The 22,274-nt window shown below is 73.8% G+C and carries 24 protein-coding genes; 6 read left to right on the forward strand and 18 right to left on the reverse strand.

Going from position 1 to position 22,274, the window contains the following annotated elements:
* Positions 1-345, reverse strand: a 345-nt coding sequence (locus tag TR50_RS02820) for an AfsR/SARP family transcriptional regulator (RefSeq protein ID WP_042413490.1), incomplete at its 3' end; no start/stop codon positions are given.
* Between the two features lie 191 nt (positions 346-536).
* Here TR50_RS02820 and TR50_RS02825 point away from each other — a divergent pair.
* Positions 537-1,352 carry a site-2 protease family protein gene (locus tag TR50_RS02825; protein WP_042413493.1) on the forward strand — a complete coding sequence of 272 codons (816 nt, stop codon included), beginning with the start codon at positions 537-539 and terminating at the stop codon, positions 1,350-1,352.
* A 21-nt stretch (positions 1,353-1,373) separates the two neighbouring features.
* On the opposite strand, the gene TR50_RS47555 is transcribed toward TR50_RS02825, so the two are convergent.
* A complete protein-coding gene (locus TR50_RS47555; protein WP_162837946.1) occupies positions 1,374-1,550 on the reverse strand; it encodes a hypothetical protein in 177 nt (58 codons plus the stop codon).
* A gap of 107 nt (positions 1,551-1,657) precedes the next feature.
* Positions 1,658-2,374: an NADPH-dependent F420 reductase gene (npdG, locus tag TR50_RS02830; protein WP_042413496.1), complete on the reverse strand. Its 717-nt coding sequence runs from the start codon at positions 2,372-2,374 to the stop codon at positions 1,658-1,660.
* A gap of 47 nt (positions 2,375-2,421) precedes the next feature.
* Between npdG and TR50_RS02835 the strand changes: the two genes are divergently transcribed.
* On the forward strand, positions 2,422-3,024 hold the full coding sequence (locus TR50_RS02835; protein WP_042414387.1) for a hypothetical protein: 603 nt from the start codon (positions 2,422-2,424) through the stop codon (positions 3,022-3,024).
* 127 nt (positions 3,025-3,151) lie between these two features.
* Entirely contained in the window at positions 3,152-4,198 is a 1,047-nt protein-coding gene (locus TR50_RS02840) for a terpene synthase family protein (RefSeq protein WP_042413502.1), read from the forward strand.
* Positions 4,199-4,232: 34 nt separating this feature from the next.
* Here the strand turns inward: TR50_RS02840 and TR50_RS02845 are convergent, their stop codons facing one another.
* The 6 genes from TR50_RS02845 to TR50_RS02870 form a co-directional block, all read right to left on the reverse strand.
* On the reverse strand, positions 4,233-4,904 hold the full coding sequence (locus tag TR50_RS02845) for a hypothetical protein (RefSeq protein ID WP_052440626.1): 672 nt from the start codon (positions 4,902-4,904) through the stop codon (positions 4,233-4,235).
* On the reverse strand, positions 4,901-6,235 hold the full coding sequence (locus TR50_RS02850; protein ID WP_042413505.1) for a DUF58 domain-containing protein: 1,335 nt from the start codon (positions 6,233-6,235) through the stop codon (positions 4,901-4,903). Before TR50_RS02850 ends, TR50_RS02845 begins: the two co-directional genes overlap by 4 nt.
* Positions 6,232-7,275, reverse strand: a complete 1,044-nt coding sequence (locus TR50_RS02855; protein WP_439654190.1) for an AAA family ATPase — start codon at positions 7,273-7,275, stop codon at positions 6,232-6,234. Before TR50_RS02855 ends, TR50_RS02850 begins: the two co-directional genes overlap by 4 nt.
* Positions 7,276-7,336: 61 nt before the next feature.
* On the reverse strand, positions 7,337-8,053 hold the full coding sequence (locus tag TR50_RS02860) for a hypothetical protein (RefSeq protein ID WP_152648221.1): 717 nt from the start codon (positions 8,051-8,053) through the stop codon (positions 7,337-7,339).
* Positions 8,053-9,018 (reverse strand): DUF4129 domain-containing protein, encoded by a 966-nt coding sequence (locus TR50_RS42250; RefSeq protein WP_052440629.1) that lies wholly within the window; start codon positions 9,016-9,018, stop codon positions 8,053-8,055. Before TR50_RS42250 ends, TR50_RS02860 begins: the two co-directional genes overlap by 1 nt.
* A gap of 173 nt (positions 9,019-9,191) precedes the next feature.
* Positions 9,192-9,383 (reverse strand): hypothetical protein, encoded by a 192-nt coding sequence (locus TR50_RS02870; protein ID WP_042413508.1) that lies wholly within the window; start codon positions 9,381-9,383, stop codon positions 9,192-9,194.
* A 53-nt stretch (positions 9,384-9,436) separates the two neighbouring features.
* On the opposite strand from TR50_RS02870, the gene map reads away from it, so the two are divergent.
* Positions 9,437-10,285, forward strand: coding sequence for a type I methionyl aminopeptidase (gene map, locus TR50_RS02875; protein WP_439654191.1), 849 nt, complete (start codon positions 9,437-9,439; stop codon positions 10,283-10,285).
* Between the two features lie 49 nt (positions 10,286-10,334).
* Here map and TR50_RS02880 read toward each other — a convergent pair whose 3' ends face one another.
* The 8 genes from TR50_RS02880 to lysA all read right to left on the reverse strand — a co-directional run bounded on the left by TR50_RS02880 (position 10,335) and on the right by lysA (position 18,569).
* Positions 10,335-11,051, reverse strand: coding sequence for a bifunctional DNA primase/polymerase (locus TR50_RS02880; protein WP_042413514.1), 717 nt, complete (start codon positions 11,049-11,051; stop codon positions 10,335-10,337).
* A gap of 156 nt (positions 11,052-11,207) precedes the next feature.
* Positions 11,208-11,810 carry a hypothetical protein gene (locus TR50_RS02885; RefSeq protein WP_236654236.1) on the reverse strand — a complete coding sequence of 201 codons (603 nt, stop codon included), beginning with the start codon at positions 11,808-11,810 and terminating at the stop codon, positions 11,208-11,210.
* 171 nt (positions 11,811-11,981) lie between these two features.
* Positions 11,982-12,638 carry a response regulator gene (locus tag TR50_RS02890; RefSeq protein WP_304941197.1) on the reverse strand — a complete coding sequence of 219 codons (657 nt, stop codon included), beginning with the start codon at positions 12,636-12,638 and terminating at the stop codon, positions 11,982-11,984.
* Positions 12,635-13,942, reverse strand: coding sequence for a sensor histidine kinase (locus tag TR50_RS02895; protein WP_052440632.1), 1,308 nt, complete (start codon positions 13,940-13,942; stop codon positions 12,635-12,637). The genes TR50_RS02890 and TR50_RS02895 overlap by 4 nt, the downstream gene beginning before the upstream one ends.
* A 26-nt stretch (positions 13,943-13,968) precedes the next feature.
* Positions 13,969-14,772, reverse strand: coding sequence for an ABC transporter permease (locus TR50_RS02900; RefSeq protein ID WP_042413520.1), 804 nt, complete (start codon positions 14,770-14,772; stop codon positions 13,969-13,971).
* A gap of 19 nt (positions 14,773-14,791) precedes the next feature.
* A complete protein-coding gene (locus TR50_RS02905; RefSeq protein WP_042413523.1) occupies positions 14,792-15,574 on the reverse strand; it encodes an ABC transporter ATP-binding protein in 783 nt (260 codons plus the stop codon).
* Positions 15,575-15,676: 102 nt separating this feature from the next.
* Positions 15,677-17,152, reverse strand: coding sequence for an APC family permease (locus tag TR50_RS02910; RefSeq protein WP_042413526.1), 1,476 nt, complete (start codon positions 17,150-17,152; stop codon positions 15,677-15,679).
* 76 nt (positions 17,153-17,228) lie between these two features.
* Positions 17,229-18,569 (reverse strand): diaminopimelate decarboxylase, encoded by a 1,341-nt coding sequence (lysA, locus tag TR50_RS02915; RefSeq protein WP_042413528.1) that lies wholly within the window; start codon positions 18,567-18,569, stop codon positions 17,229-17,231.
* 125 nt (positions 18,570-18,694) lie between these two features.
* Here lysA and TR50_RS02920 point away from each other — a divergent pair, with 125 nt between their 5' ends.
* Positions 18,695-19,918 (forward strand): PucR family transcriptional regulator, encoded by a 1,224-nt coding sequence (locus TR50_RS02920; RefSeq protein WP_084699688.1) that lies wholly within the window; start codon positions 18,695-18,697, stop codon positions 19,916-19,918.
* Between the two features lie 44 nt (positions 19,919-19,962).
* Positions 19,963-21,534: a phytoene desaturase family protein gene (locus tag TR50_RS02925; protein ID WP_042413533.1), complete on the forward strand. Its 1,572-nt coding sequence runs from the start codon at positions 19,963-19,965 to the stop codon at positions 21,532-21,534.
* Positions 21,535-21,551: 17 nt separating this feature from the next.
* On the opposite strand, the gene TR50_RS02930 is transcribed toward TR50_RS02925, so the two are convergent.
* Positions 21,552-22,235 (reverse strand): TetR/AcrR family transcriptional regulator, encoded by a 684-nt coding sequence (locus TR50_RS02930; protein ID WP_236654237.1) that lies wholly within the window; start codon positions 22,233-22,235, stop codon positions 21,552-21,554.
* Positions 22,236-22,274 lie beyond the last annotated feature (39 nt).

A 22,274-nucleotide genomic window follows, 5' to 3' on the forward strand; every position in this document is an offset into this window, starting at 1 on the left:
GCGCGCGGGATCGGCGGTGGCCGCCTCCGCGACCAGGGAGCGGAAGGCGACGGCGTCGGTGTCGAGGCGGCCGCCGCCGAGCAGGCGGTAGCCCTCGGGGCCCGAGCCGACGTGCTCGGCGCCGAGGGCGCGCCGCAGCCGGGCGACCAGCGTCTGCAGGGCGTCCTGCGGATCCGCCGGGCCCGCCTCGCCCCAGATCTCCTCGATCAGCGCCCACGGCTGCGCCGCCCGCCCCTCCCGCAGCGCGAGCGCGGCCGTCAGCGCACGCAGCCGCGCGCCCGCGAGGGCCACGGGCCGTTGGTCGTCGCCGAGGACGAGCGTGCTGCCGAGGATCCCGAAGCGCATCCCCACATTCTGACCCACGCTCCGGCCCGCCCGTGATCAAGCCCTGGAACCGGGCCGCGACCTCACGCGTTGACCTCAGCGGGGCGGACGGATGCGCGCCGGGCTTGGCGTGCACGGCGACGGCACGGCATCATCGGCAGGCACTTCCGCCCGCCCGCCGCCCCTTGTCCCCGACCGGAGCCCCGTCACCCATGAGCGTGTTCAGCCACTCGCATTCGCACTCGGACCGCCGGATCAGCACCGTCTTCTGGGTCCTGCTCGCGGTCTTCGCCACCACCGGCTGGATGCTGTGGGTCGGCTGGGGCAACGCGAAACTCGGCGTCTTCCTCTTCGTCTGCGCGGGCTGGCTGATCTCGCTGTGCCTGCACGAGTTCGGCCACGCGCGCGCGGCCCTGCACGGCGGCGACATCACCGTCGGCTCCAAGGGCTACCTGACGCTGAACCCGCTGAAGTACACGCACCCGGTGTACAGCTTCGTGATGCCGCTGATCTTCATCATCCTCGGCGGCATCGCGCTGCCGGGCGGCGCGGTCTTCATCGAGCGCGGTCGCATCCGCAGCAAGGCGAAGAACGCCCTCGTCTCGGCCGCGGGTCCGGCGATCAACGCGGCCTTCGCGCTGGTCCTGCTGATCGTCCTGGCCGTCGTCGCCCCGACCTTCGACGGCCTGACCGCCGTGCCGCACCTGGAGTTCTACTCGGCGCTCGGCTACCTGGCCCTGCTGCAGGTGATGGCGACCATCCTGAACCTGGTCCCGATGCCCGGCCTGGACGGCTACGGCATCATCGAGCCCTGGCTCTCCTACGAGACACGCCGCTCGCTGGCGAACATCGCGCCCTACGGCATGATGATCGTCTTCCTGCTGCTGTGGAACCGCACCATCAACGACTGGTTCTTCGGCAACCTCGTCGACCCGGTCCTCAGCTGGTTCGGGGCGGACTGGTACGCCGCCTACGGCAACAACCTGTTCCACTTCTTCAGCATCGGCTTCCCCGGCTTCGGCAACTGATCCCGGCGGACGGGCTCCGGCTCAGCTGCCGGCGGCCGCGAGGCGGGCGCGGCGCCAGTGGACCCAGCCGACGTTGCTGGCGACGCCCGCGAGCAGGACGAAGGCCAGGCCCAGCCAGAACTGCGCCAGGACCGACACCACCGCGGCGGCGACGGCCAGGACGGCGAGGGTGAAGGCGAACAGGGCGAAGCGGGGCATCGGGGAACTCCCACCAAGGACATGCGGACGGGCCGGACAGGGATCCATTCTCCCTCTCCGGCCCCCGTGCTTCCGACCCGGGGTCGGCGGCGCCGTGCGCAGCCGACTCAGACGTCCGTGATGCGCAGGCCCGCGTGGGCCTTGTACCGGCGGTTGACCGAGATCAGGTTGGCCACCAGCGACTCGACCTGGTGGGCATTGCGCAGCCGGCCCGCGAAGACGCCGCGCATGCCGGGGATGCGGTCGGCGAGCGCCTGCACGGTGTCCGTCGCGGCTCGGTCCTCGCCCAGGACCAGGACGTCGATGTCGATCTCCTCGACCTCGCGGTCCTCCAGCAGCACCGCCGAGAGGTGGTGGAACGCGGCCGTCACCCGCGACTCCGGCAGCAGCGCCGCGGCCTGCTGCGCCGCGCTGCCCTCCTCCGGCTTGAGCGCGTAGGCGCCCTGCTTGTCGAAGCCGAGCGGGTTGACGCAGTCGACCACGATCTTGCCCGCCAGCTCGGCGCGCAGCGCGGCCAGCAGCTCGCCGTGACCCTCCCACGGGACGGCGACGATGACGACGTCCGCACGCGCCGCGGTACTCGCGTTGTCCGCGCCCTCCACGCCGTGGCCGAGCTCCGCCGCCGCGGCCGCGGCCCGCTCGGCGCTGCGGGAACCGACGACCACCCGCTGGCCGGCCTTGGCCAGCCGGTAGGCCAGGCCCCGGCCCTGCGGGCCGGTGCCGCCCAGCACGCCGACCACCAGGCCGGAGACGTCGGGCAGGTCGAAGGGCGTGCGGGCGGGCGTGGCGCCGGCAGCGGCCGACGCCGCATCAGAGGTACTCATGACCAGATCCTCCCATTCCGTCGTCCGGGTGCGGCAGCATGGCGTGCATGGATGCGGTGAGGGTCACAATGCTGCGGGAACTGCTCGCGGAAACCCCGTGGATCGCACGCACCCGCGGCTTCGCGGGGACGCTGCGCGAGACGGCGCGTCCCGGCGGTCTGCTGCTGGTGGGCACGGAGGCCGAGGAGCCGTGGCACCTGGCGGCGCACCTGTCCGACGAGGCCGCCTACGCGGACCTGCCGGAGCTCTCCCCGGTGCTGGTGCGGCACCACGTCCCCCCGGGCGCGCCCGCGCACCTCGCGGTCCCGCTCGCGCGCCTGGAGGAGGCGCGGCGCGGTGAGACGGTCTTCGTCGTCGCCCCCGACGCGGCCGGCGAGGGCCTGCTGGAGCGGGTCCACGACGCGCGCCGCGTCGGCGCGACGGTGCTCGCCCTGGAGGCGGCCGATCCCGAGCTGCGCGGCCTGGCGCACGAGGCCCTGACGGTCGCCCCGGATCCCGGCGCGCCCTCCTTCGAGCTCGTCCAACACCTCGTCAGCGCGGCCGCGGGCGAACCCGCGACGCCGACCCGCCGCCGCGGCCCCGGCCTGCGCGGCAGGCTCGCCCGCCTGGTCGACCAGCTGACCGCTCCCCCGCCGCCGCTGGGCTGGTGACCGCCGCGTCCACCGGGTGGCGGAACCCGGCGTGCCGTCGGCCGGGCGCCGTCGTTGGCTGGGCGTAGCCGTTGACTGGGCGTAGTGGTCGACTGGGCGTAGCCGTCGGACGTACGGGAGGTACGGGATGAGTCAGGCCGCCACCAGCCCGCGACGACGGGACGGGCAGGCCGTGGTCCTGGACCTCGCTCTCCCGCACGGCAGGCTCCGGCCGGCCCGCACGCATCCGGACGTCGACGCCGTCCGCGCCGCGCACGACGCGTGGTTCCGCGAGGTGCTCGCGGGGCTGCGCCTGCCGGGCGCGCGGCGGCTGTTCGGCGAGTGCGAGGGCGTCAGCCTGATGTGCGGCGTGCTCCCGGAGGCGGACGGCGAGCGGCTGGTGGGGATCTGCGTGGCCGCGTCGGCGCTGTTCCTGCTCGACGACGTCGCCGACGAGGAGGCGGAGGAGCGGGCCAGGGCCTCGGACTATCTGGCCGTGCTGCGCGGCGAGGGGCCGGTCCCCGCGGGCTCCGCGCCGCTCGGCCTGCTGGCGCGGACGTTGACACGGGCGCGCGAGGGTGTGCCGGACCGGCTGTGGGCACGGTTCGTGGCCGGGTTCTCCGAGGTCATCGCGGCCGGGGCGGCCAAGGAGCGGACCGCGCGCGAGGCCCTGCGCGGCTACGACGCCTATCTGGCCGCCCGCTACGCGGACTCCGCCTTCGACCTGGTCGGCGTCGCCATCGAGCACGGCCTGGACCTGGATGTGACGGACCTTCGGAAAGCCGCCGCCCCCGGCCTCTGGGCCGAGCTCCACCGGGCCTGCTTCGTGCACACGATCCTGGTCAACGACCTCCTCTCGTTCCGCAAGGAGTACTTCGCGGGGGAGCCGATGAACGCCCTCGCCGTGCTGCACGACGCCGAGGGACACTCCTGGCAGCAGGCCGCCGACACCGTCTGCGCCCGGATCGCCGCCGCCGAGGAGAACTTCCTCGCGGCCTCCGGCGGTCTGCGCCGGAGCGTCGAGGACCCGTCCCTGGAGCCGTACCTGACGGCGTGGGAGCTGATGCTCGTCGGCAACCTCCGCTGGTCGCTGGGCTGTTCCCGCTACCACGGAGCACGGCCCGCGCCGGCGGCCGGACGTCTGCCGGTCCCGACGCGGATGACGCTGCACCGGGACCGGACCGTCTTCGACTAGGGAACGCGGCCGGCGGACGCAGCCGCCCGGCGGCTCAGGCCCGGCGTCGGCGCACGGACAGCGCCACGCCCACGCCCACCGCCAGCACCAGCGCCGCCGCCGTGGCCCGGGCCCAGGCGCCTGCCGTGGCGACGGAGACCACCGCGCCGACCAGCACCAGCCCCTGGGCCGCGATCGCGGCCAGCAGCAGCGGCCAGTCCCGCAGTTGGGCCGCGCCGGGCGGGCCTCCCGCCGCCGCGTCGACGAAGAGCAGATAGGCCAGGAGCAGCGCCGCGTCGCAGAACATCATCCAGGTCGGCGGTGATCCGATCGCGACCACCACCACGAAGCCCACCGCCAGCACGGTGTTGCGGTGCCGGGAGAGCTTGGACGCCCAGCGGGGGTCGCCGCTGACGGGCCGCGCCACGACCGGCGGCGCCGCGAACCAGGCGATCAGCCCCATGACCACCACCAGGGCCAGCCGCACGACGGAGGAGACCAGCAGGTATCCGGCGTGCGCCAGGCCCGCGGGGTCGGCGGCGGCCAGCGCCAGCGCCGCGCCCAGCACGCGCCCGGCCCACAGCTCCGACTCCCGCCGCGCGACCTCGGGGTGGCGCGGCGCTCCGTCGTCGTCGAACGGCGGGAAGGCGGGCAGGGCGGCCATCTCGGCGTCCGCCTCGGCGGTGGCCCCGCTCACCGTGGCCCCGCTCATCGTGGCCTCGCTCATCGCAGCCTCCCTTGGATCCGGGTGCGCAGCAGCGGCGCGAAGGACAGGTCGAGGGTGCCGCCCTCCCACGGGACGACCGGGATGCCCTTCTCGGCCAGGCTGAACCGCAGCGCCTCGCGGTCGAGCCGCCACAGCCGCAGCGCCAACTCCTCGGTGTACTCGGCCTTGCTGATCCGCGGGTCGCCGATGGGGATCTCCACGACCACCACCGGGTTGCCGCGCTCGGCGAGCCCGCCGAGCACGCCCATCATCCGGTTGTCCGCGAGCGGGGTGACCGCGTGGACCAGCGCGCCGTGCGGCAGCGCGGGCGGGGGCAGCCGGTTCAGGTCGGGCGTCTGGTAGGCGAGATCGCGCCGCACGTCGAGGACCGTCTGCACCAGCCGGTAGAAGTACTGGTCGCCCTGGCCGGGTTGGAGCCAGTGCAGCCGTCCGCCGACGGAGACGACGCCGACCCGGTCGTGGCTGCGCAGGTAGGCGCGGGCGATCCCGGCGGCGACGCGCAGCGACTCGTCCAGGCTGGACCCGCCGGTGGCCGGGTCGCGCAGGTCGGCGAAGGCGTCGAGGAGCACCACCACGTCGGCGGCCCGCTCGGAGGCGAACTGCTGGAGCTGGACGGCGCCGCGGCGGGTGGTGGCAGGCCAGTTGATCCGGCGCTGCCGCTCGCCCCAGACGAACGGGCGGGTGCCGATGACCTCGACGCCCTCGCCCTGCTGGCGCGAGGTGTGCTCGCCGAGGTTGCCCGGCAGCCGCACCGGCACCGGGGTGAGCCCACCGTCGGCGGGGGTGGGGAAGACCTCGATCTGGCCCAGCTCCACGCGCAGCGTGCGGCGCAGCAGCCCGCCGCGGTCGTGCACGTCCACGTCCGCCGTGCCGAGCGTCCAGCGGCCCCAACGCCGGGCCACGAAGCCGAGGGTGAGCTGGGCCCCCTCCGACTCGACGGAGACCAGCTCGCATCCGGCCCCGACCACCACCCCGGGGTCGAGCCACTCGGCCGAGCCGGCGAAGGCGACCCGGAACCGGGCGGTGACCGGCTCGCCCTCGAAGACGCGCAGGCTGGACTGCCGCACCCGGCCGTCCGCGAGCACCGGTTCGCCGGCCACCCGGTGCACGCTGAGCGCCGCGAACAGGATCAGGCACAGCGGCCCGGCCGCCAGCGTCAGCAGCCACGGCTGGGCCGTGAGCAGCGCGACCACCACCGCGGCGACGGTGACCGAGAGCAGCCGGACGGCCCGCTCGGTCAGCCGCACGCCCGCTTCCGGCGCGCCGGGGATCTCCTCGTGCTCGGTGCCCTGCGCCTGGCCGCCGAGGACCCGGTCCAGCGAGTGGATCATGCGCCGACCGAGTGAGGCGCGTGCGGGTCCCTGGCGCCGCCCTGGGCGGGCACCGGCGTCGTCTGCGGCGTGGGCACGCTCTGCACCAGTCCGGCGATCACGTCGTCGGCGGAGATCCGGCGCACCCACAGCTCCGGCTTGAGGGTGACGCGGTGCGCGAGCGCGGGCAGCGCGACCGCCTTGACGTCCTCCGGGATCACGTAGTCGCGGCCGGCCATCACGGCCCGCGCGCGGGCCAGTTGGACCAGCGCGAGGCCGCCGCGCGGGGAGGCGCCGACCTGGATCTGGGCGTGCCGCCGGGTGGCGTCGACCAGGGCGACGACGTAGTCGACCAGGTCGTCGTTGACCTCGACCTGCTCCAGCGCGTCACGCATGGCGACCACCTCGCCGGGGTTGCTCAGCGTGTTCAGCACCGCCTCCGGCGTGTCGCGGTCCAGACGGCGGCGCAGCATCGCCGCCTCCTCGGCCACGGGCAGGTAGCCCATCCGCACCCGCAGCAGGAAGCGGTCCAGCTGCGCCTCGGGCAGCGCGTAGGTGCCCTCGTACTCGATCGGGTTGTTCGTGGCGATGACCACGAACGGCTTCGGCAGCGGGCGGGTGACGCCGTCGGTGGAGACCTGGGCCTCGGCCATCGCCTCCAGCAGCGCCGCCTGGGTCTTCGGCGGCGTGCGGTTGATCTCGTCCGCGAGCAGCAGGTGGGCGAAGACGGGGCCGGGCCGGAAGACCATCTCACCGCTGCGCTGGTCGTAGAAGGGCGCGCCGGTGACGTCCGAGGGCAGCAGGTCGGGGGTGAACTGGATGCGGCGGAAGTCCAGGCCGAGCACGGTCGCGAAGGACCGTGCGAGCAGCGTCTTGCCGAGGCCGGGCAGGTCCTCGATCAGCACGTGGCCGCCCGCCAGGACGCCGAGCATGACCAGTTCCAGCGCGGAGCGCTTGCCGACGACGGCGCGCTCGATCTCGTCCAGCACCGCGTGGGCGCGCGTCCCCGCCTGCTGCGGGGTCAACTTGTCCGTCACGGATGCGGTCACGGATGCGGTCACGGTGCTCCTCGATGGACTTGATCGCGCTGCGGAGACGTCTCCGCGGCGGTCGGTGGAACGGTCACAGGGTTTCCAGGCGCTCGACGAGCAGCTCCAGCAGCGCGGGAGGCAGCGGCCTGGGATCGGGGACGTTGCGGTGGCCCGCCTGCCGGGCCGCGCGGATCGCGGCCGGCGTGCGGGGGCGGAACGGGTCGAGCCACGGCCACAGCTGCGGCCCGATGATCGCCGCGGCCTGCTCGGGCTGCATCCGCAGCGAGACGCCGTGACGTTCCGCCAGCCGGACCTCGTAGAGGCGCAGCAGCAGCGGGTACAGGTGCAGCGCGTAGCCCTCCGGGGTGCGGGCGGCGTCGGACAGCGCGGCGTCCCAGTAGCGCAGCGTCGGTTCACGCGTGCCCACGAGCCGGCTGCGGCGCCGGAACCCGCTGTCCATGACGCCCGCGCCGCCGACCCATCGGGCCGCCCAGGCTCCGGCCGCGACGAGCACGACGGCTCCGACGGAGAGACCGGCGGCGCCGCCGACGGCCCACAGCGCGGCGAGGCAGGCGATGCCGAAGCCCGCGAGCGTCAGCAGCGCCAGCCGGTCGGGACCGAGCCACGGCTGGCGCGGGGACGCGACGGGCGGGCGCATGGGCGCGGACACGGACCGACGGCCCCCGTCGTAGCCGGGGAACGCCGAGCGGAACGGCTGCTGCGGCCCGGACTGGGACTGCACGGGCTGCGGCTCCACAGACTGCGGCTGCGCGGGCTGCGGCACTCCGGGAGCGTGCTGAGCCGGCATCAGATCTCCACCTCCTCGCGCACGCCGAAGCGCGCGTCGGCCGCGGCCCCGGCGGCGGTCAGGTGGGCGCCGATGGACTCCAGTGCGGCACGGGCCTGGTCGCGCTGGTGCTCGCCCATCGGGTGGGTGGAGTAGCGCGCCTCGCCGAACAGGTCGGTCAGGGTCTGCGCGGCACGGCCCTGGACCAGCCCGGCCTCCGCCGCGCGCTGGAGCAGCTCCGTCGGCGTGTCCGCCGTGCGGCGGCTGACGCCGCCCCCGGCGAGGGACTTCTCCATCGCGGCGTAGCAGGCGATGATCGCCGTGCGCGGGTCAGGGTCGTCCGCGAGGGCCTCCCGACCCGCCTGCACGGCGCCGGCCAGGGCGTCTCCCGTGCCGTCGTCGAGCCCTCCGTCGACGGCTCCCTCGCCGGCAGCGCCGGCCCGCTGACGGGCGATCAGCCAGCGGGAGAGCACGACGGCCAGCAGGACGACCAGGGCGACGCCGAGAAGGACGAGGAAGCCGATCAGCACGTCCTGGAAGTTGATCGGACTGCTGTTCTGGGTCGAGTTCGACGGGCCTGCCGAGGCGACGGACGGCAACTCCGTCGGCGTCCGCCCCACGCCGGTCGGGGGGCCCACCGCGACGCCCTGGTTCGGCTGCGGCGGCGGCGGGAGCTGGACGCTGCGCGTGCCGAGGATCGTCACGCCCACCACGGTGGCCAAGCCCATGAGGATGAAGCCCGGCAGGACGAGCGAGGCGATCCGCGACTGGGCGGGCGTGCCGCCGCCGGTCAGCCGCTCCTGACGTCGCCGCACCTGGACGGCGAGCGTCCAGCCCACGACGATGACGCCGAGCGCGAGCAGCACCCAGGTGCCCTTCGCCGGCCCTTCGCCGGCCAGCGCGGTCCCCCGCGCGGCGTTCATCGCGACGGCGGCCACGCCCAGCACGACCGCGGCCCCGAGGGCCGCGGCGAGCCGCGCGGCCACGCGCGGATTGTCACTGCCACGTGCCACCGGTGTCCCCCACAGTGCGAGTTGCTTCGGCACACCCTGCCACAGCCCTCCGTACCGCGTCAGGTGCCTGCCCGCCTTGTCGCACTTCGTACACGGTTGCAGCCCCGCCGGCTGGCGGTCGCCGGACACGACCTGGGGCTACGGGGTCACTCCCAGCGCGGGTCGTGGTCCCATTCGTCGTTGCGTTCCGCGACGCGCTCGAGCGCGTGGGACGCCGCCTGGGCCGTCGGATAGGGGCCGAGCCGGTTGCGGGCGGGGCACTCCGGGCCCTCCTCGACCTTCTTGTGCTTCAGGCAGTAGAACCACTCGCCGGGCTTGCCCGTCGCCTGCTTGGCCATCGTCGCTCCTTCGTTCCGTACCGGAGGTCTACCCGCTGATTAGGATGGCCACCATGGCACCCCTCGTCCCTGGAACGCTCTCCCCCACCCGCAGCGTGCCGGCGCACATCCCGCGCCCGGAGTACGTGGGCCGCAAGGCCCCCCGGCCTTACGACGGGCCGGAGGTGCAGACCGCCGAGACGATCGAGAAGATGCGGATCGCGGGCCGGATCGCCGCGCAGGCGATGGACGCCGCCGCCGCCGCGATCGAGCCGGGGGTGACCACGGACGAGCTCGACCGGATCGCGCACGCGTACATGTGCGACCACGACGCCTACCCCTCGGACCTCGGCTACCGGGGCTTCCCGAAGTCCATCTGCACCTCCGTCAACGAGGTGATCTGCCACGGGATCCCGGACTCGACCGTGCTCCAGGACGGCGACATCGTCAATCTGGACGTCACTGCCTTCATCCACGGCGTGCACGGCGACCTGAACGCCACCTACCTGGTGGGGAACGTGGACGAGGAGTCCAAGCTCCTGGTGGAGCGGACCCGCGAGGCGACCCGGCGCGGCATCGCCGCGGTCAAGCCGGGGCGGCAGATCAACGTGATCGGGCGGGTGATCGAGTCCTACGCCAAGCGCTTCGGCTACGGCGTCGTACGGGACTTCACCGGCCACGGCATCAACACCGCGTTCCACTCGGGCCTGATCATCCCCCACTACGACAGCGAGTTCGCCACCACGGTGATGAAGCCGGGGATGACCTTCACCATCGAGCCCATGCTGACCCTCGGCGACTACCACCACGACCTGTGGGCGGACGGCTGGACGGTCGTGACCAAGGACCGCAAGCGCACCGCGCAGTTCGAGCACACGCTCGTCGTCACCGACGACGGCGCGGAGATCCTCACCCTGCCGTAGCAGCGGCCCCCGGCAGCCCGGCAGCCCGGCAGCCCGGCGGATCAGTGGATCAGCGGATCAGCCACTGCTCGCCGAGCGCGGGGGCGCCCACCTCCGCGCAGGCGTCGGTGAGCACGTCCAGCAGCCGCAGCGGGTCCGGGAGCGGATGCTCGGGGCCGCGGACCCAGGTGACCTCCGCGCCCTCGGCGAGGCGGGCGGGCGGCAGCAGCACGTAGCTGCCGCGGGTGTGCCAGCGCAGGCCGGGGTGCTCGTCCGCGTCCTCGTCGGGGTGGGAGTCGAGCTCGGAGGTCCACCACTCGTCCTCGTCCAGCGGGGACCGGCTCGTGGTGAAGAAGAACCAGCGGTCCTCGCCGAGGGCGGCGACCGGACCGGCCGCGACCCCGGACTCGGCGAGGCGCTCCAATGCGAGACGACCGGCCTCCGCCGGGACGTCGAGGACGTCGTGGACGCGGCCGGTCGGGGTGATCGCGTTGGCGTCCGGGTCCCGGGCGAGCCAGCGGGTGATCTGGTCGAAGTCGGTCGTGGCCTGGGACTGCCAGGCGAAGGAGAGTGGGTGCTGCGCGGGGGCCGGACAGCCGACCCGGTCGCAGGAGCAGCGGAAGTCGACCGCGTGCGCGGCGGGCGCCACCGGGAACCCGGCCCGGGCGGCGTCCAGCAGGACGCGCAGGCGTCGGGCGCGCTCCGCAGCGATATCGGTCTCGTCGACACGACCGCTTGCCCGGAGCCACCTGCGCCACCAGGCGCCGACTTTGCCCGCCGAATCCACTGGTGCCCCTTTCCTGCCCCGCTCCCGGGGTCACCGGGACGCGTACAGAGCAGGATACGGCCGCGCGGGATGTGCTGTGTGCCAGGGGTGACTTCCGGGGTGATTCGGTGGCGTTCCCGTGACATCCCGGCGATGCGCCGTGATAGGCGTCGGGCCTCAGCTGTTGACCATCTGGGTCAGCTGGCCCGCGCTCGGGACCTGGTCGGTGACCGGCGCCCCCGCGGAGGCTCCGGCCTGCTTGATGCTGTCGGTGACGCTGGTGAACTGGTTGTAGTCGGCGTCCGAGGCGCTGCCGTTGCGGATCTTGCTCGGCAGGTTCTTCAGGTTGTCCACGGTGTTCGACAGCGCGGTCGTGGCCTTGGACAGCGTCGGGTCGCCCTTGGCGTCGTTGAGCGCCGCCTTGGCGCGGTTGTAGGTGAAGGCGGCCGCCAGCGCGCCCTTGATCACCGCGGCGGTGCGGCCCTTCGCGCCCTTCTTGAACGTGCCGGCCTTGAACGGCTTGTAGATCCACTGGTAGGTCGCGCCCGCCGCCAGACCGGCGTTGAGCACGAACCTGGTCTTGGCGAGCTTCACCCGGTCCGCACTGCTGGTCGGGCTCACCGTGGCCGCCGCCACCGCGGCGCCGCTGACGGGTGCGCTCGCACCGCTCGACGTGGGGGACGCGCAGGCGGGCAGCGCCAGCAGGGCGCCCGCCACGACCACGGCGACGACGGACGTTCGGATGCGGGCGCCGAACGAGAGCGGGCGGGCCAAGGACACGGAAGCCTCCGGGCGGTTCGGACACGTCGGTCGCGTCGTGAAGTTCGTCTCAGACGCCCACGCTCACACGCACCCGCCCGGCGGGCGACGGCGCACACGCCGAACGCACACCGAAAGGGCGGCCAACCACCCGAAGGGCCGAGTTCTCTTGGGATCCCGGGCGGGCGCCGGTCAGGCGCCCAGGTAGCGCAGCACGGCCAGGACCCGGCGGTGGTCGGCGGCGGAGACCGGGAGGTCCAGCTTCAGGAAGATGTTGGCGACGTGCTTCTCCACCGCCCGCTCGGTGATCACGAGACGTGCGGCGACCGCCGCGTTCGAGCGACCCTCCGCCATCAGCCCCAGCACCTCGCCCTCGCGGGGGCTGAGCGCGTCCACGGTGCCGCGCGCCGGGCTCGCGCCGACGAGCTGGGTGACCACCTCGGGGTCGAGCGCGGTGCCGCCGGCCGCGACGCGCTCCAGCGCGTCGACGAAGTCCCGGGTGTCCAGCACCCGCTCCTTCAGCAGGTAGCCGACGCCGGCGGAGCCCTGGGCCAGCAGGCGGGAGGCGTACTGGGTCTCCACGTACTGGGAGAAGATCAGCACCGGCAGGGCGGGCTGCCGGGCCCGCAGTGCGATCACCGCGCGCAGGCCCTCGTCGGTGTGGGTCGGCGGCATCCGCACGTCGCTGACGACGGCGTCAGGCGCGAACTCGGCGGCGGCCGCGAGCAGTTGCTCGCCGTCCGCGACGGCGGCGACCACGTGGTGGCCTTCGTCCTCCAGCAGTTGCACGAGACCGACCCGCAGGATGGCGGTGTCCTCGGCGACGACGACGCGCATGGGGGTGCTCAACGCCTTTCCGACTCGACGGTTTCCAACTCGACGGTTTCCAACTCGACGGTGACGGTGGTGGGCCCGCCGGGCGGGCTGTCGAGGATGAGCCGCCCGTCCGCGACCCGGACGCGCTCGGCGAGTCCGCGCAGTCCGGAACCGGCGGCGTCCAGCGTCGCGCCGCCGCGGCCGTCGTCGGTGACGAGCAGCCGCAGACCTGCCTCCGACTCCAGCACGGCGATGACGGCCGCCTTCGCCTCGGCGTGCTTGGCCGCGTTGGCGAGCAGCTCGGCGGCGGCGAAGTACAGCATCGTCTCCACGGCGGCCTGCGGGCGGCGCGTCACGGCGACGCGGACGGTGGTCGGCAGCGGCGCCCGCGCGGCGAGCGTCGTGAGCGCGGCCGCCAAGCCGGAGTCGAGGGCGGGCGGGTGGATGCCGCTGACGAGCTCGCGCAGCTCCTGCACGATCTCCCGGGTCTCCGCCCGCGCCTCGGCGATCAGTTCGGCGGCCTTCTCCGCCTGACCCCTGGCCAGGCGCGACTCGGCGCGTCCCAGGCGCATGCCGAGGGCGATGATGCGGGCCTGGGGTCCGTCGTGCAGGTTCCGTTCGATGCGTCGCAGGGTCGCGGCCGCCTCGGTGATCGCCAGCTCGCGGGTCTGCTCCAGCTGGAGCAGCCGCCGCTGGGACGCGGACGGACCGAGCAGACGCACCATCAACCACCGGTCCAGCGCCAGCGGCAGCCGCTGCACCCACGGCCAGACGAGCAGCACCAGCACGCCGAAGGCCACCAGGATCAGCGAGCGGGGCCAGGTGTCGAAGCGGAAACCGGCGACCGCGAGGCCGGCACGGTCGCCGCCGGCGTGCTTCGAGGTGGCCTCCTGGAGCTGCCACATCAGCGGGTAGAGCAGGAAGAGCAGGGTGTAGAGCCACCAGCCGAAGCCGAGCAGGAACTGGACCATTCCGAGCGGGAAGCGGATCGCCAGGTAGCCGACCGCCCGCCAGGAGGCGACGTCGGAGAGGTTGCGGACGAGGTACCCCTCGATCCCTCGGCCGCGCGGCGGCCGCGGCGGGACCTCGATCTCCAGACGGAGCATCGAGCGCGCCATCCCCCGGTACGCGGCGGCCAGCGCCCGGTCCACCGCCAGCAGCAGCGGAAGCAGCGGCAACAGGATCACCCCGGCCGAGAGGATCCCGAGCAGGCAGGTGGCCAGCACGGCGGCCAGCCCCAGAAGCGCGAACGGCGCGCTGAGCAGCGAGTACAGCAACTCCCGCCAGGCGCGCGCCGTGAAGGGCTCCCGCAGCGCGCACCTGATCGTCCGGGCCATGGGCACAGTCTCGCTCACTCTCCGGATCACACGTTGCGCTTCTTCAGACTCAGGTGCGCGGCGGCGTAGGCGACGCCCGCCCAGACCACCAGGATCAGCAGCCCCTGGAGCGGACTGTAGACGGAGTCCGCGTCGCGTCCGCTGCCCAGCATGACGTTGGCCGCGGCCGGCAGGGCCTGGGCGAGGTGGCGTCCGACGGTGCCCGGCAGGAACTGGAAGGCCGCGGGAACGACGAACTGCAGCGCCAGGATCGTCGCGACCGCTCCCGCCGTGTGCCGGACCAGCGCGCCGACGCCGAGCGCGAGCACACCCGTCAGCGCCAGGTAGACGCCGAAGCCCAGCAGCGCGCGCTGCGTCGTCCAGGAGGCCAGGTCGAGCGAGGCGTGCGCGCTCACCAGCTCCGAGCCGAGCAGCAGTGACGGGATCGCGATCAGCACACCCGTCGTGAAGAGCACGGCCGCGAAGACCGCCGCCTTCGCCGCCAGCACCGGCGTGCGAAGCGGCGTCGCCAGCACGGTCGAGCGGATCGTCCCGGTGGAGAACTCCGAGGCGAACAGCAGCGCGCCCAGCACGCACGCGGCGATCTGCGCCCACTCCGCGCCGGGTTGCAGCACCAGCCCGAGAGCGTCGCTGCGGAACCGCTCGCGGGAGGCGGGGTCCATCGTGTTCCAGCCGCCGGAGATCAGCGCCGGCACGAGCGCGTTGAACCCGAGGCCGAGGACGGTCAGCGCGGCCAGGCACCACCAGGTGGAGCGCAGGCTGGTCAGCTTGGTGCGCTCACCGCGCAGGAGGTCGGCGAAGCGGGGAGCGGTGACGGTCGAGGTCGACATGTCTCTGTGTCCTCTCTGCTCAGACGGCCGTGTACTGGACGCTGTCGGAGGTGAGGCGCAGGAACGCCTCCTCCAGCAGTGCCGGACGGGCGACCTCGGGGGTGGCGGCGTAGGTCGCGGGATCGGTGTGCCGCCGGATGAACTCGGCGGTGGAGCAGTCCGCAAGGAGCCGGCCCCGACCGATGACGAGCAGATGGTCCGCGGTCAGCGCCATCTCGTTCATCAGGTGCGAGGAGATCAGCACGGCGCGCCCTTCGGCGGCGAGGGCCTTGGCGAGCGTGCGCACCCACAGGATGCCCTCGGGGTCGAGCCCGTTGACGGGCTCGTCGAGCACGACGACGCGCGGGTCCCCGAGCAGCGCGGCGGCGATGCCGAGGCGTTGTCCCATCCCGAGCGAGTAGCCGCCGGCGCGGCGGTCGGCGACCTCGCTCAGCCCGACGCGCGCGAGCACGTCCTCGACGCGCGCCTCCGGCAGCGCGGAGGCGCGGGCGAGAGCGAGCAGATGGTTCCGGGCGGAACGCCCGGGATGGAACGAGCGGGCCTCCAGCAGGGCGCCGACGGTCGCCAGCGGAGCCTCCAGTTCGGCGTACGGCCGGCCGAGGACCAGCGCCTCTCCGCTGTCGGGCCGCTCGAGCCCGAGCAGCAGACGCAGGGTCGTGGACTTCCCCGCCCCGTTCGGTCCGAGGAAGCCGGTCACTCGGCCGGGCATCACCTGGAAGCTGACGTCGTCCACGACCGCCCGGCCGCCGTAACGACGGGTCAGACCACGGGCTTCGAGAGCTGGTGCATCGGTTTTCTGCATGCCTCCACGGTTCCGTGGAGAGCCCTCCACGCGACATGGCGCTGCCACGTGTGCCCGGGGGTGGGGCTGGCACGAACCCCGGCCCATGGGGCGCCAGAGGACTCAGTCCGCGAGCACCGGCTCCGGCTGACCGGCCTCCGCGGCCTGGCGCCCCAGCCGGGAGTGCTTGCGGCTGTAGCCGAAGTACACGCCCAGGGCCAGCACCAGCCAGGCGGCGAACAGCAGGAAGGTGTCCGCCGGCAGGTTCCAGATCAGGTACGCGCAGAAGACCACCGACAGCGCCGGGACCACCGGGTAGCCGGGAACCTTGAAGCCGCGCTTCAGCTGCGGTTCGCGCACGCGCAGGACGATGACGCCGACCGAGACGACCGCGAAGGCGACCAGCGTGCCCATGGAGGTGAGGTTGGCCAGCCAGTCCAGCGGGACGAACGCGGCCAGCAGGGCGATGAAGGCGCCGACGATCAGGGTGTTGGCGACGGGCGTGCCGCTGCGCGGGTTCACCTTGCGGAAGACCGCCGGGAGCATGCCGTCGCGGCCCATCGAGTAGAGGATGCGGGTCTGGCCGTAGATGACGACCAGGGTGACGCTGACGATGGAGATGACCGCGCCCGCCGACAGCACCGCGCCGGGCCAGGTCTCGCCGGTGACGTGCTGGAGGATCGCGGACAGGCCCGCGTCCTGGCCGTTGAAGAGGGTCCACTTCTGCGCCCCGACGCCGACGAAGGCGACGACGCAGTAGAAGGCGGTGACGACCAGCAGCGCGCCGATGACGGCCCGCGGCAGCGTCTTCTGCGGGTTCTTGACCTCCTCGCCCGCGGTGGAGACCGCGTCGAGTCCGATGAAGGAGAAGAAGACCGAGGACGCGGCCGCGCTGATGCCGGCGAAGCCCAGCGGGGCGAAGGGGTGCAGGTTGGCGCTGTGGAAGCCGGTGACGCCGATGACGACGAACAGCACCAGCACGGCCAGCTTGATCAGCACCATGATGGTGTTGACCAGCGCGGACTCCTTGCTGCCGCGCATCAGCACCAGGCAGCACAGGACGACCAGGACGACGCCGGGCAGGTTGACGTAGCCGCCGTCGCCCGGCGGGGCCGAGATCGCGGCGGGCATGGTGAAGCCGAAGAGGCGCTGGGTCAGGTCGTTGAGGTACTGGCCCCAGCTGACCGCGATGGCCGCGCCGGAGACGGCGTACTCCAGCAGCAGGCAGGAGCCGACGATCCAGGCCGCGAGCTCGCCGAGGGTCGCGTAGGCGTAGGAGTAGGACGAGCCGGAGACCGGCACGGCCGAGGTGAGCTCGGCGTAGCACAGGGCGGTCAGCGCGGCGGTGACCGCGCCGATCACGAAGGAGAGGATCACCGCCGGCCCGGCCTCGGGGACGGCCGTGCTGAGGGTGAAGAAGATCCCGGTACCGATGGTGGCCCCGACGCCGATCATCGTGAGCTGGAAGGTGCCCACGGTCCGGCGCAGCCCGCCGCTCTCATGGCCTTCGCCCTCGCCGTGGGCGGCGTCGGCCAGGAAGGCCGAGACGGGCTTGCGGCGCAGCAGCTGCTGGCGGAGTCTCACATCGTTCGGGGGCATGCGGGTGCCTTTCGGGGGTCGGTCGGGGCAGGGGTGACCTCCCGTCCCGGACGTGAGGTACGGGACGGGCGAACGGTTACGGCAGGTCGCGGCGCATCAGGTCGGCGTACGTCTCGCGGCGCACCACGGCGCGGTGCGCGCCGTCGCGGACGAAGACCACCGGGGGGCGGCGCGCGCCGTTGTAGTTGTTGCTGAGCGCGTAGGTGTAGGCGCCGGTGACCGGCACCGCGATCAGGTCGCCGACGCGCGGGTCGGCGAGCCGGACGGAGGCGCTGAGGGTGTCGCCGGACTCGCAGTGGCGGCCGACCAGGCGGCACAGCTCGCCCGCGCCGGTCGGGCGGGTGGCGACGGCGGCCTCGAAGCGCTGCTGGTAGAGGGAGACCTCGAGGTTGTCGCCCATGCCGCCGTCGACGGCGACGAAGGTGTGGCCCCCGCCGCGCTTGACGGAGACGACGCGGTAGAGCGAGACCCCGGACTCGGCGACCATCGAGCGGCCCGGCTCGATCAGGATCCGGGCGTCGGCGGGCAGCAGGCGCTTGGCGACGTCGGTCATGGCGTCGAGGTACGCCTCCACCGTGGGCGGGTGGTCGGTGTAGGTGTACCGGGAGCCGAGGCCGCCGCCCAGGTCGTAGACGGCGAACTCGCCGAGCTCGGCGACGGCCTCGACGGCCTGCGCGAAGGGCTCGAGGTCGAGGATCTGCGAGCCGACGTGGACGTGGACGCCGTCCAGCCGTAGCCGGTCGCTGCCGCGCAGCCGGGCGACGGCCTCGCGGGCCTGCGGGAGCAGCAGGCCGAACTTGGAGCCGTTCTGGCCGGTGGAGACCGCCTCGTGGGTGTCGGGGCGGATGTCAGGGGTGACCCGGACCAGCACGCCCTGCTCGCCGCCGGTCCGCGCCGTCGACGTCTGCGCTGTCGACGTCTGCGCTGTCGACTTCTGCGCTGTCGACGTCTGGCCGAGGATCTTCTCCAGCTTGTCGATGTCGTCGAAGTTGTCGACGACGATCGTCCCCGCGCCCGCCTCGACGGCGAGGCGCAGCTCCTCCTCGGTCTTGGCGTTGCCGTGGACGACCAGCCCGGCCGGGTCGGCGCCCGCCGCCAGGGCGAGGGTCAGCTCGCCGCCGCCGGCGACGTCGATGCCGAGGCCCTCCTCCGCCAGCAGCCGGTAAACGGCGGTGCAGGGGAAGGCCTTGGAGGCGAAGGTGGCGCGGGAGTTCGGCCAGCGGGCGGCCAGGCCGTCGGCGTACCGGCGGGCGCGGGCGCGGATCGATGCCTCGTCGACGATCAGTGCGGGGGTGCCGTAGGTCTCGGCGAGTTCGGCGACCGGGACGCCGCCGAGCACCAGCGCACCCGTCGCGTCCAGGGTGGTGCCGGGCGGGAAGAGGCCCACCAGCTCCTGGGCTGCCTGCGTCGCCGCCATCCGCGCTCCCTTTTCCTCGTGTTCGACCCCGTTTACCCGGCTCTCCGACCCTCCCTCCGAAGTGCTCCCTTATGTTCAATCTCCCGTCACGTTCAGTCATTGGCGATTTCGCCTAAGATCGCAGCATGAAGATGGCGAATCTGCCGACCCATAGTGGGACAAGCGAGGAGTTGTACGCACTCGCCGACGCCATCGGGGCGGTGACCGGCGGGGCCGTGGCCATCGAGGACCTGGACCACCGGATCCTGGCCTACTCGACCCTGCCCGACCAGCGGATCGACGACCACCGGCGCCAGGGCATCCTGGAGCGCCGCGTCCCGCACCAGCCCGAGCAGCTCGCGCAGTACCGCGAGGTGCTCGCCGCGCCCGGCGTGGTCCGGCTGCCGGTGCTGGCCGAGGCCGAGCTGCCGCGTGCCGCCGTCGCCATCCGGGCCGGACAGCGGCCGCTCGGCACGATCTGGGCCATCGAGGGCGAGCGGCCGATCGACGACGCGGGCGAGCGGGCGATGCTGGACGGCGCCCGCCTGGCCGCCCTGCACATGCTGCGCCGCCGCAGCGCCGCCGAGCTGGACCTGCAGGCGCGCGAGGACGCGCTGCGCGCCGCGCTGCGCGGCCGCCGGTCCGCCCGCGAGGTCCGCTTCGAGCTCGGCCTGCCCGGCCGGCGCCCCCTCGCCCTGCTCGGCTTCGCGCCCGTCGCCGTGCTGTCCGGGGCGGAGGCTCCCGCAGACGACCTGCTGGTCCGCCTCGCCGCCGCGTCGACGCGCCACTGGCCGGCCGTCCACGCGGAGGCCTCCGTCGCCACCGTCGGCCGCACCGTCTACGTGCTGCTGCCGCTGGACGAGGGCCCGGCCGCGCTGGCGACCGCGCGCCGCCTCGGCGAGCAGGCGGCGGCGGTGCTCGATCGCAGCCTGGAGACGCCGCTGCGCGCGGCCTGCTCCAGGATCGCGGCCGGCCCCGAGGAGCTGCCGGAGCTGCGCGCCGAGGTCGACGACATCCTGCGCGTCACCACCGCCGACCCGGACGCGCCCGGCTTCGCCACCCTGCGCGAGACCCACGCCCGCGTTCTGCTGGCGCACGTCGGCGACGAACTGGCCCGCCGCCCGCGCCTGCGGCACCCGGGCGTCGAGGCGATGCTGGAGCACGACCGCACCAAGGGCACCGCGTTCGGCGCGTCCGTCACGGCGTGGCTCGACGCGGTCGGCAACATCGGCGAGGCGGCGGCCCGGCTGACCATCCACCCCAACACGCTCAAGTACCGCCTGCGCCGTGCGGGCGAGCTCTTCGGCATCGACCTGGACCACCCCGACGACCGGCTCTCCTGCTGGCTCCAACTGCGCATGGCCCGCTGAACGCCTCCTTCCGCCGTGCCCCGGGTGCTGGTAGGACGGTCCGCATGAACTCTGCTGCCTATGACGCTGCCTATGACGCCGTCGTCGTGGGCGGGGGCCACAACGGGCTGGTCGCCGCCGCCTACCTGGCCCGCGCCGGCCGGCGCGTCGCGGTGCTGGAACGGATGGACCACACCGGCGGCGCGGCGGTCTCCGCGCGGGCCTTCGCGGGCGTGGACGCGCGACTGTCGCGCTACTCGTACCTGGTCAGCCTGCTGCCGAAGAAGATCGTCTCGGACCTGGGCCTCGACCTGGACCTGCGCCGCCGCCGCTACTCCTCCTACACGCCCTACGGCGACGGCCGCGGGCTGCTCGTCGACAACGGGGACGACGCGGCGACGGCGGCCGGCTTCCGGGCGCTGACCGGCGGCGACCGCGAGTTCACCGCCTGGCAGGACTTCTACGGCCGCACCCGGCGGGTGGCCGAGGCCGTCTTCCCGACGCTCACCGAGCCGCTGCCGGAGCGCGCGCAACTGCGCAAGCTCGTCGCGGACGCGGCGGGCGAGGAGACCTGGCAGGCGCTGTTCGAGCGGCCCGTCGGCGAGGCGGTGGAGTCCGCCTTCGCCGACGACGTGGTGCGCGGCATCGTCCTGACCGACGCCCTGATCGGCACCTTCGCGCACGCGCACGACCCCTCACTGCGCCAGAACGCGTGCTTCCTCTACCACGTCATCGGCAACGGCACCGGCGACTGGGACGTCCCGGTCGGCGGCATGGGCGCGGTCTCCGGCGCGCTGGAGCGGGCGGCGCGGGGCGCGGGCGCGGAGATCCTGACGGGCTGTGAGGTGACCTCCGTCCAGGCGGACGGCGGTTCGGCCGAGGTGGGCTTCACCGACGCCTCGGGCGCCGAGCGGACGGTGGGCGCGCGCTGGGTGCTGTGCAACGCGTCCCCGCGCGAACTCGCCCGCCTGGTGGGCGACACGGCTCCCGCGGAGCCGGTGGAGGGAGCACAGCTGAAGGTCAACATGCTGCTGACGCGCCTGCCGCGGCTGCGCGACCGCTCCGTCGACCCGCGCGCCGCGTTCGCGGGGACCTTCCACATCGCCGAGGGCTACCGCGAGTTGGAGACGGCCTACCGGCAGGCGGCGTCCGGCGGGCTGCCGAGCCCGGCCCCCTCGGAGATCTACTGCCACTCGCTGACGGACCCGAGCATCCTCTCCCCCGAACTGCGGCAGCGCGGCTACCAGACGCTCACCCTCTTCGGCCTGCACCAGCCCGCGCGCCTCTTCCCCGCCCACGACCGGGAGTCGGCGCTGCGCGCGGTCCTCGACGCACTGGACGCGGTGCTCGACGAGCCGCTGACGGACTGCCTGGCCCGCGACGCCGAGGGCGAGTTCTGCATCGAGGCGCGCACCCCGCTGGACCTGGACGCCGACCTCGGCCTGCCGGGCGGCAACATCTTCCACCGCCCGCTGGTCTTCCCCTTCGCGGAGGCGGCCGACCCGACCGCGGGCCGCTGGGGCGTCGGCACTCCCTACGCCGCCAACCTCCTGCTGTGCGGCGCGGGCGCGCCGCGCGGCGGCGGGGTGAGCGGCATCCCCGGCCACAACGCCGCGATGGCGGTCCTTGGTGCGTGACCCGGACGGTCCGGGCCTCAGCCGCCGTAGCGGGCGCCGCGCAGGCGCGGCTCCAGGCCGATCCAGATGACCGACATGAGGCGGCGGGCGGACTCCTCAGCGGCTTCGGGGCCGGTGTCGAGGACCCAGCCCGCGAGGGCGTCGGCCGCGCCGGTGATGATCGCGGCCATGGCCGCGGCCTCGCCGCGGTCGGGGCGGCCCTCGCCGGAGCGCGGGCCCGGGACGTCATCGTCGACGCCCTCGCGTATGGCGCGGCGCAGCAGCGCGGTCACCGCGCTGCTGACCTCGGCCCGCGCCGCCGCGACCTCCGCGACCACCGGCTCGCCCTGCGCCCGCGCCTGCTGGTAGAGGACGATCCAGCTGTCCCGGTGGTCGGCGACGAACGCGAAGAACGCGGTCAGCCCGCGGAACAGCTGCTCCCCCGGATCCAGCGACGGGTCCGCCGCCTGCGCGAAGCGGGCGATCAGGCGGTCGGCCTCGCGGCGGATGCACGCCGCGAACAGCTCTTCCTTCGAGCCGAGGTAGAGGTAGAGCATCGGCTTGGAGACGTCGCACTCCTCGGCGATCTCGTCCATCGACGCCGCGTGGTACCCGGACCGGGAGAACACCTTCACGGCCGCGTCCAGCATCTGCTGTTCACGCTGTGCCCTCGGCACGCGCTTCGCCTTCACAGGGGCCTCGTCCCGAGCTTCCGATCGCACGCCCCCGAGTCTATGTGCTCCGCGCCATGACGCGACGCC

Origin of the sequence: Streptacidiphilus anmyonensis (assembly GCF_000787855.1) — a bacterium.
GTDB classification, from domain to species: domain Bacteria; phylum Actinomycetota; class Actinomycetes; order Streptomycetales; family Streptomycetaceae; genus Streptacidiphilus; species Streptacidiphilus anmyonensis.

What these genes read in the sequence shown, in the direction of transcription:
- TR50_RS02905 (WP_042413523.1), bottom strand. Translation starts at nt 15,574, where the DNA reads ATGCAGAAAACCGATGCACCAGCTCTCGAAGCCCGTGGTCTGACCCGT.
- TR50_RS02860 (WP_152648221.1), bottom strand. Translation starts at nt 8,053, where the DNA reads ATGCCGGCTCAGCACGCTCCCGGAGTGCCGCAGCCCGCGCAGCCGCAG.
- TR50_RS02925 (WP_042413533.1), top strand. Translation starts at nt 19,963, where the DNA reads ATGAACTCTGCTGCCTATGACGCTGCCTATGACGCCGTCGTCGTGGGC.
- TR50_RS02870 (WP_042413508.1), bottom strand. Translation starts at nt 9,383, where the DNA reads ATGGCCAAGCAGGCGACGGGCAAGCCCGGCGAGTGGTTCTACTGCCTG.
- map (WP_439654191.1), top strand. Translation starts at nt 9,437, where the DNA reads ATGGCACCCCTCGTCCCTGGAACGCTCTCCCCCACCCGCAGCGTGCCG.
- TR50_RS02910 (WP_042413526.1), bottom strand. Translation starts at nt 17,152, where the DNA reads ATGCCCCCGAACGATGTGAGACTCCGCCAGCAGCTGCTGCGCCGCAAG.
- TR50_RS02895 (WP_052440632.1), bottom strand. Translation starts at nt 13,942, where the DNA reads ATGGCCCGGACGATCAGGTGCGCGCTGCGGGAGCCCTTCACGGCGCGC.
- TR50_RS02850 (WP_042413505.1), bottom strand. Translation starts at nt 6,235, where the DNA reads ATGATCCACTCGCTGGACCGGGTCCTCGGCGGCCAGGCGCAGGGCACC.
- npdG (WP_042413496.1), bottom strand. Translation starts at nt 2,374, where the DNA reads ATGAGTACCTCTGATGCGGCGTCGGCCGCTGCCGGCGCCACGCCCGCC.
- TR50_RS02920 (WP_084699688.1), top strand. Translation starts at nt 18,695, where the DNA reads ATGAAGATGGCGAATCTGCCGACCCATAGTGGGACAAGCGAGGAGTTG.
- TR50_RS02840 (WP_042413502.1), top strand. Translation starts at nt 3,152, where the DNA reads ATGAGTCAGGCCGCCACCAGCCCGCGACGACGGGACGGGCAGGCCGTG.
- TR50_RS02825 (WP_042413493.1), top strand. Translation starts at nt 537, where the DNA reads ATGAGCGTGTTCAGCCACTCGCATTCGCACTCGGACCGCCGGATCAGC.
- TR50_RS02835 (WP_042414387.1), top strand. Translation starts at nt 2,422, where the DNA reads ATGGATGCGGTGAGGGTCACAATGCTGCGGGAACTGCTCGCGGAAACC.
- TR50_RS02845 (WP_052440626.1), bottom strand. Translation starts at nt 4,904, where the DNA reads ATGAGCGAGGCCACGATGAGCGGGGCCACGGTGAGCGGGGCCACCGCC.
- TR50_RS02900 (WP_042413520.1), bottom strand. Translation starts at nt 14,772, where the DNA reads ATGTCGACCTCGACCGTCACCGCTCCCCGCTTCGCCGACCTCCTGCGC.
- lysA (WP_042413528.1), bottom strand. Translation starts at nt 18,569, where the DNA reads ATGGCGGCGACGCAGGCAGCCCAGGAGCTGGTGGGCCTCTTCCCGCCC.
- TR50_RS47555 (WP_162837946.1), bottom strand. Translation starts at nt 1,550, where the DNA reads ATGCCCCGCTTCGCCCTGTTCGCCTTCACCCTCGCCGTCCTGGCCGTC.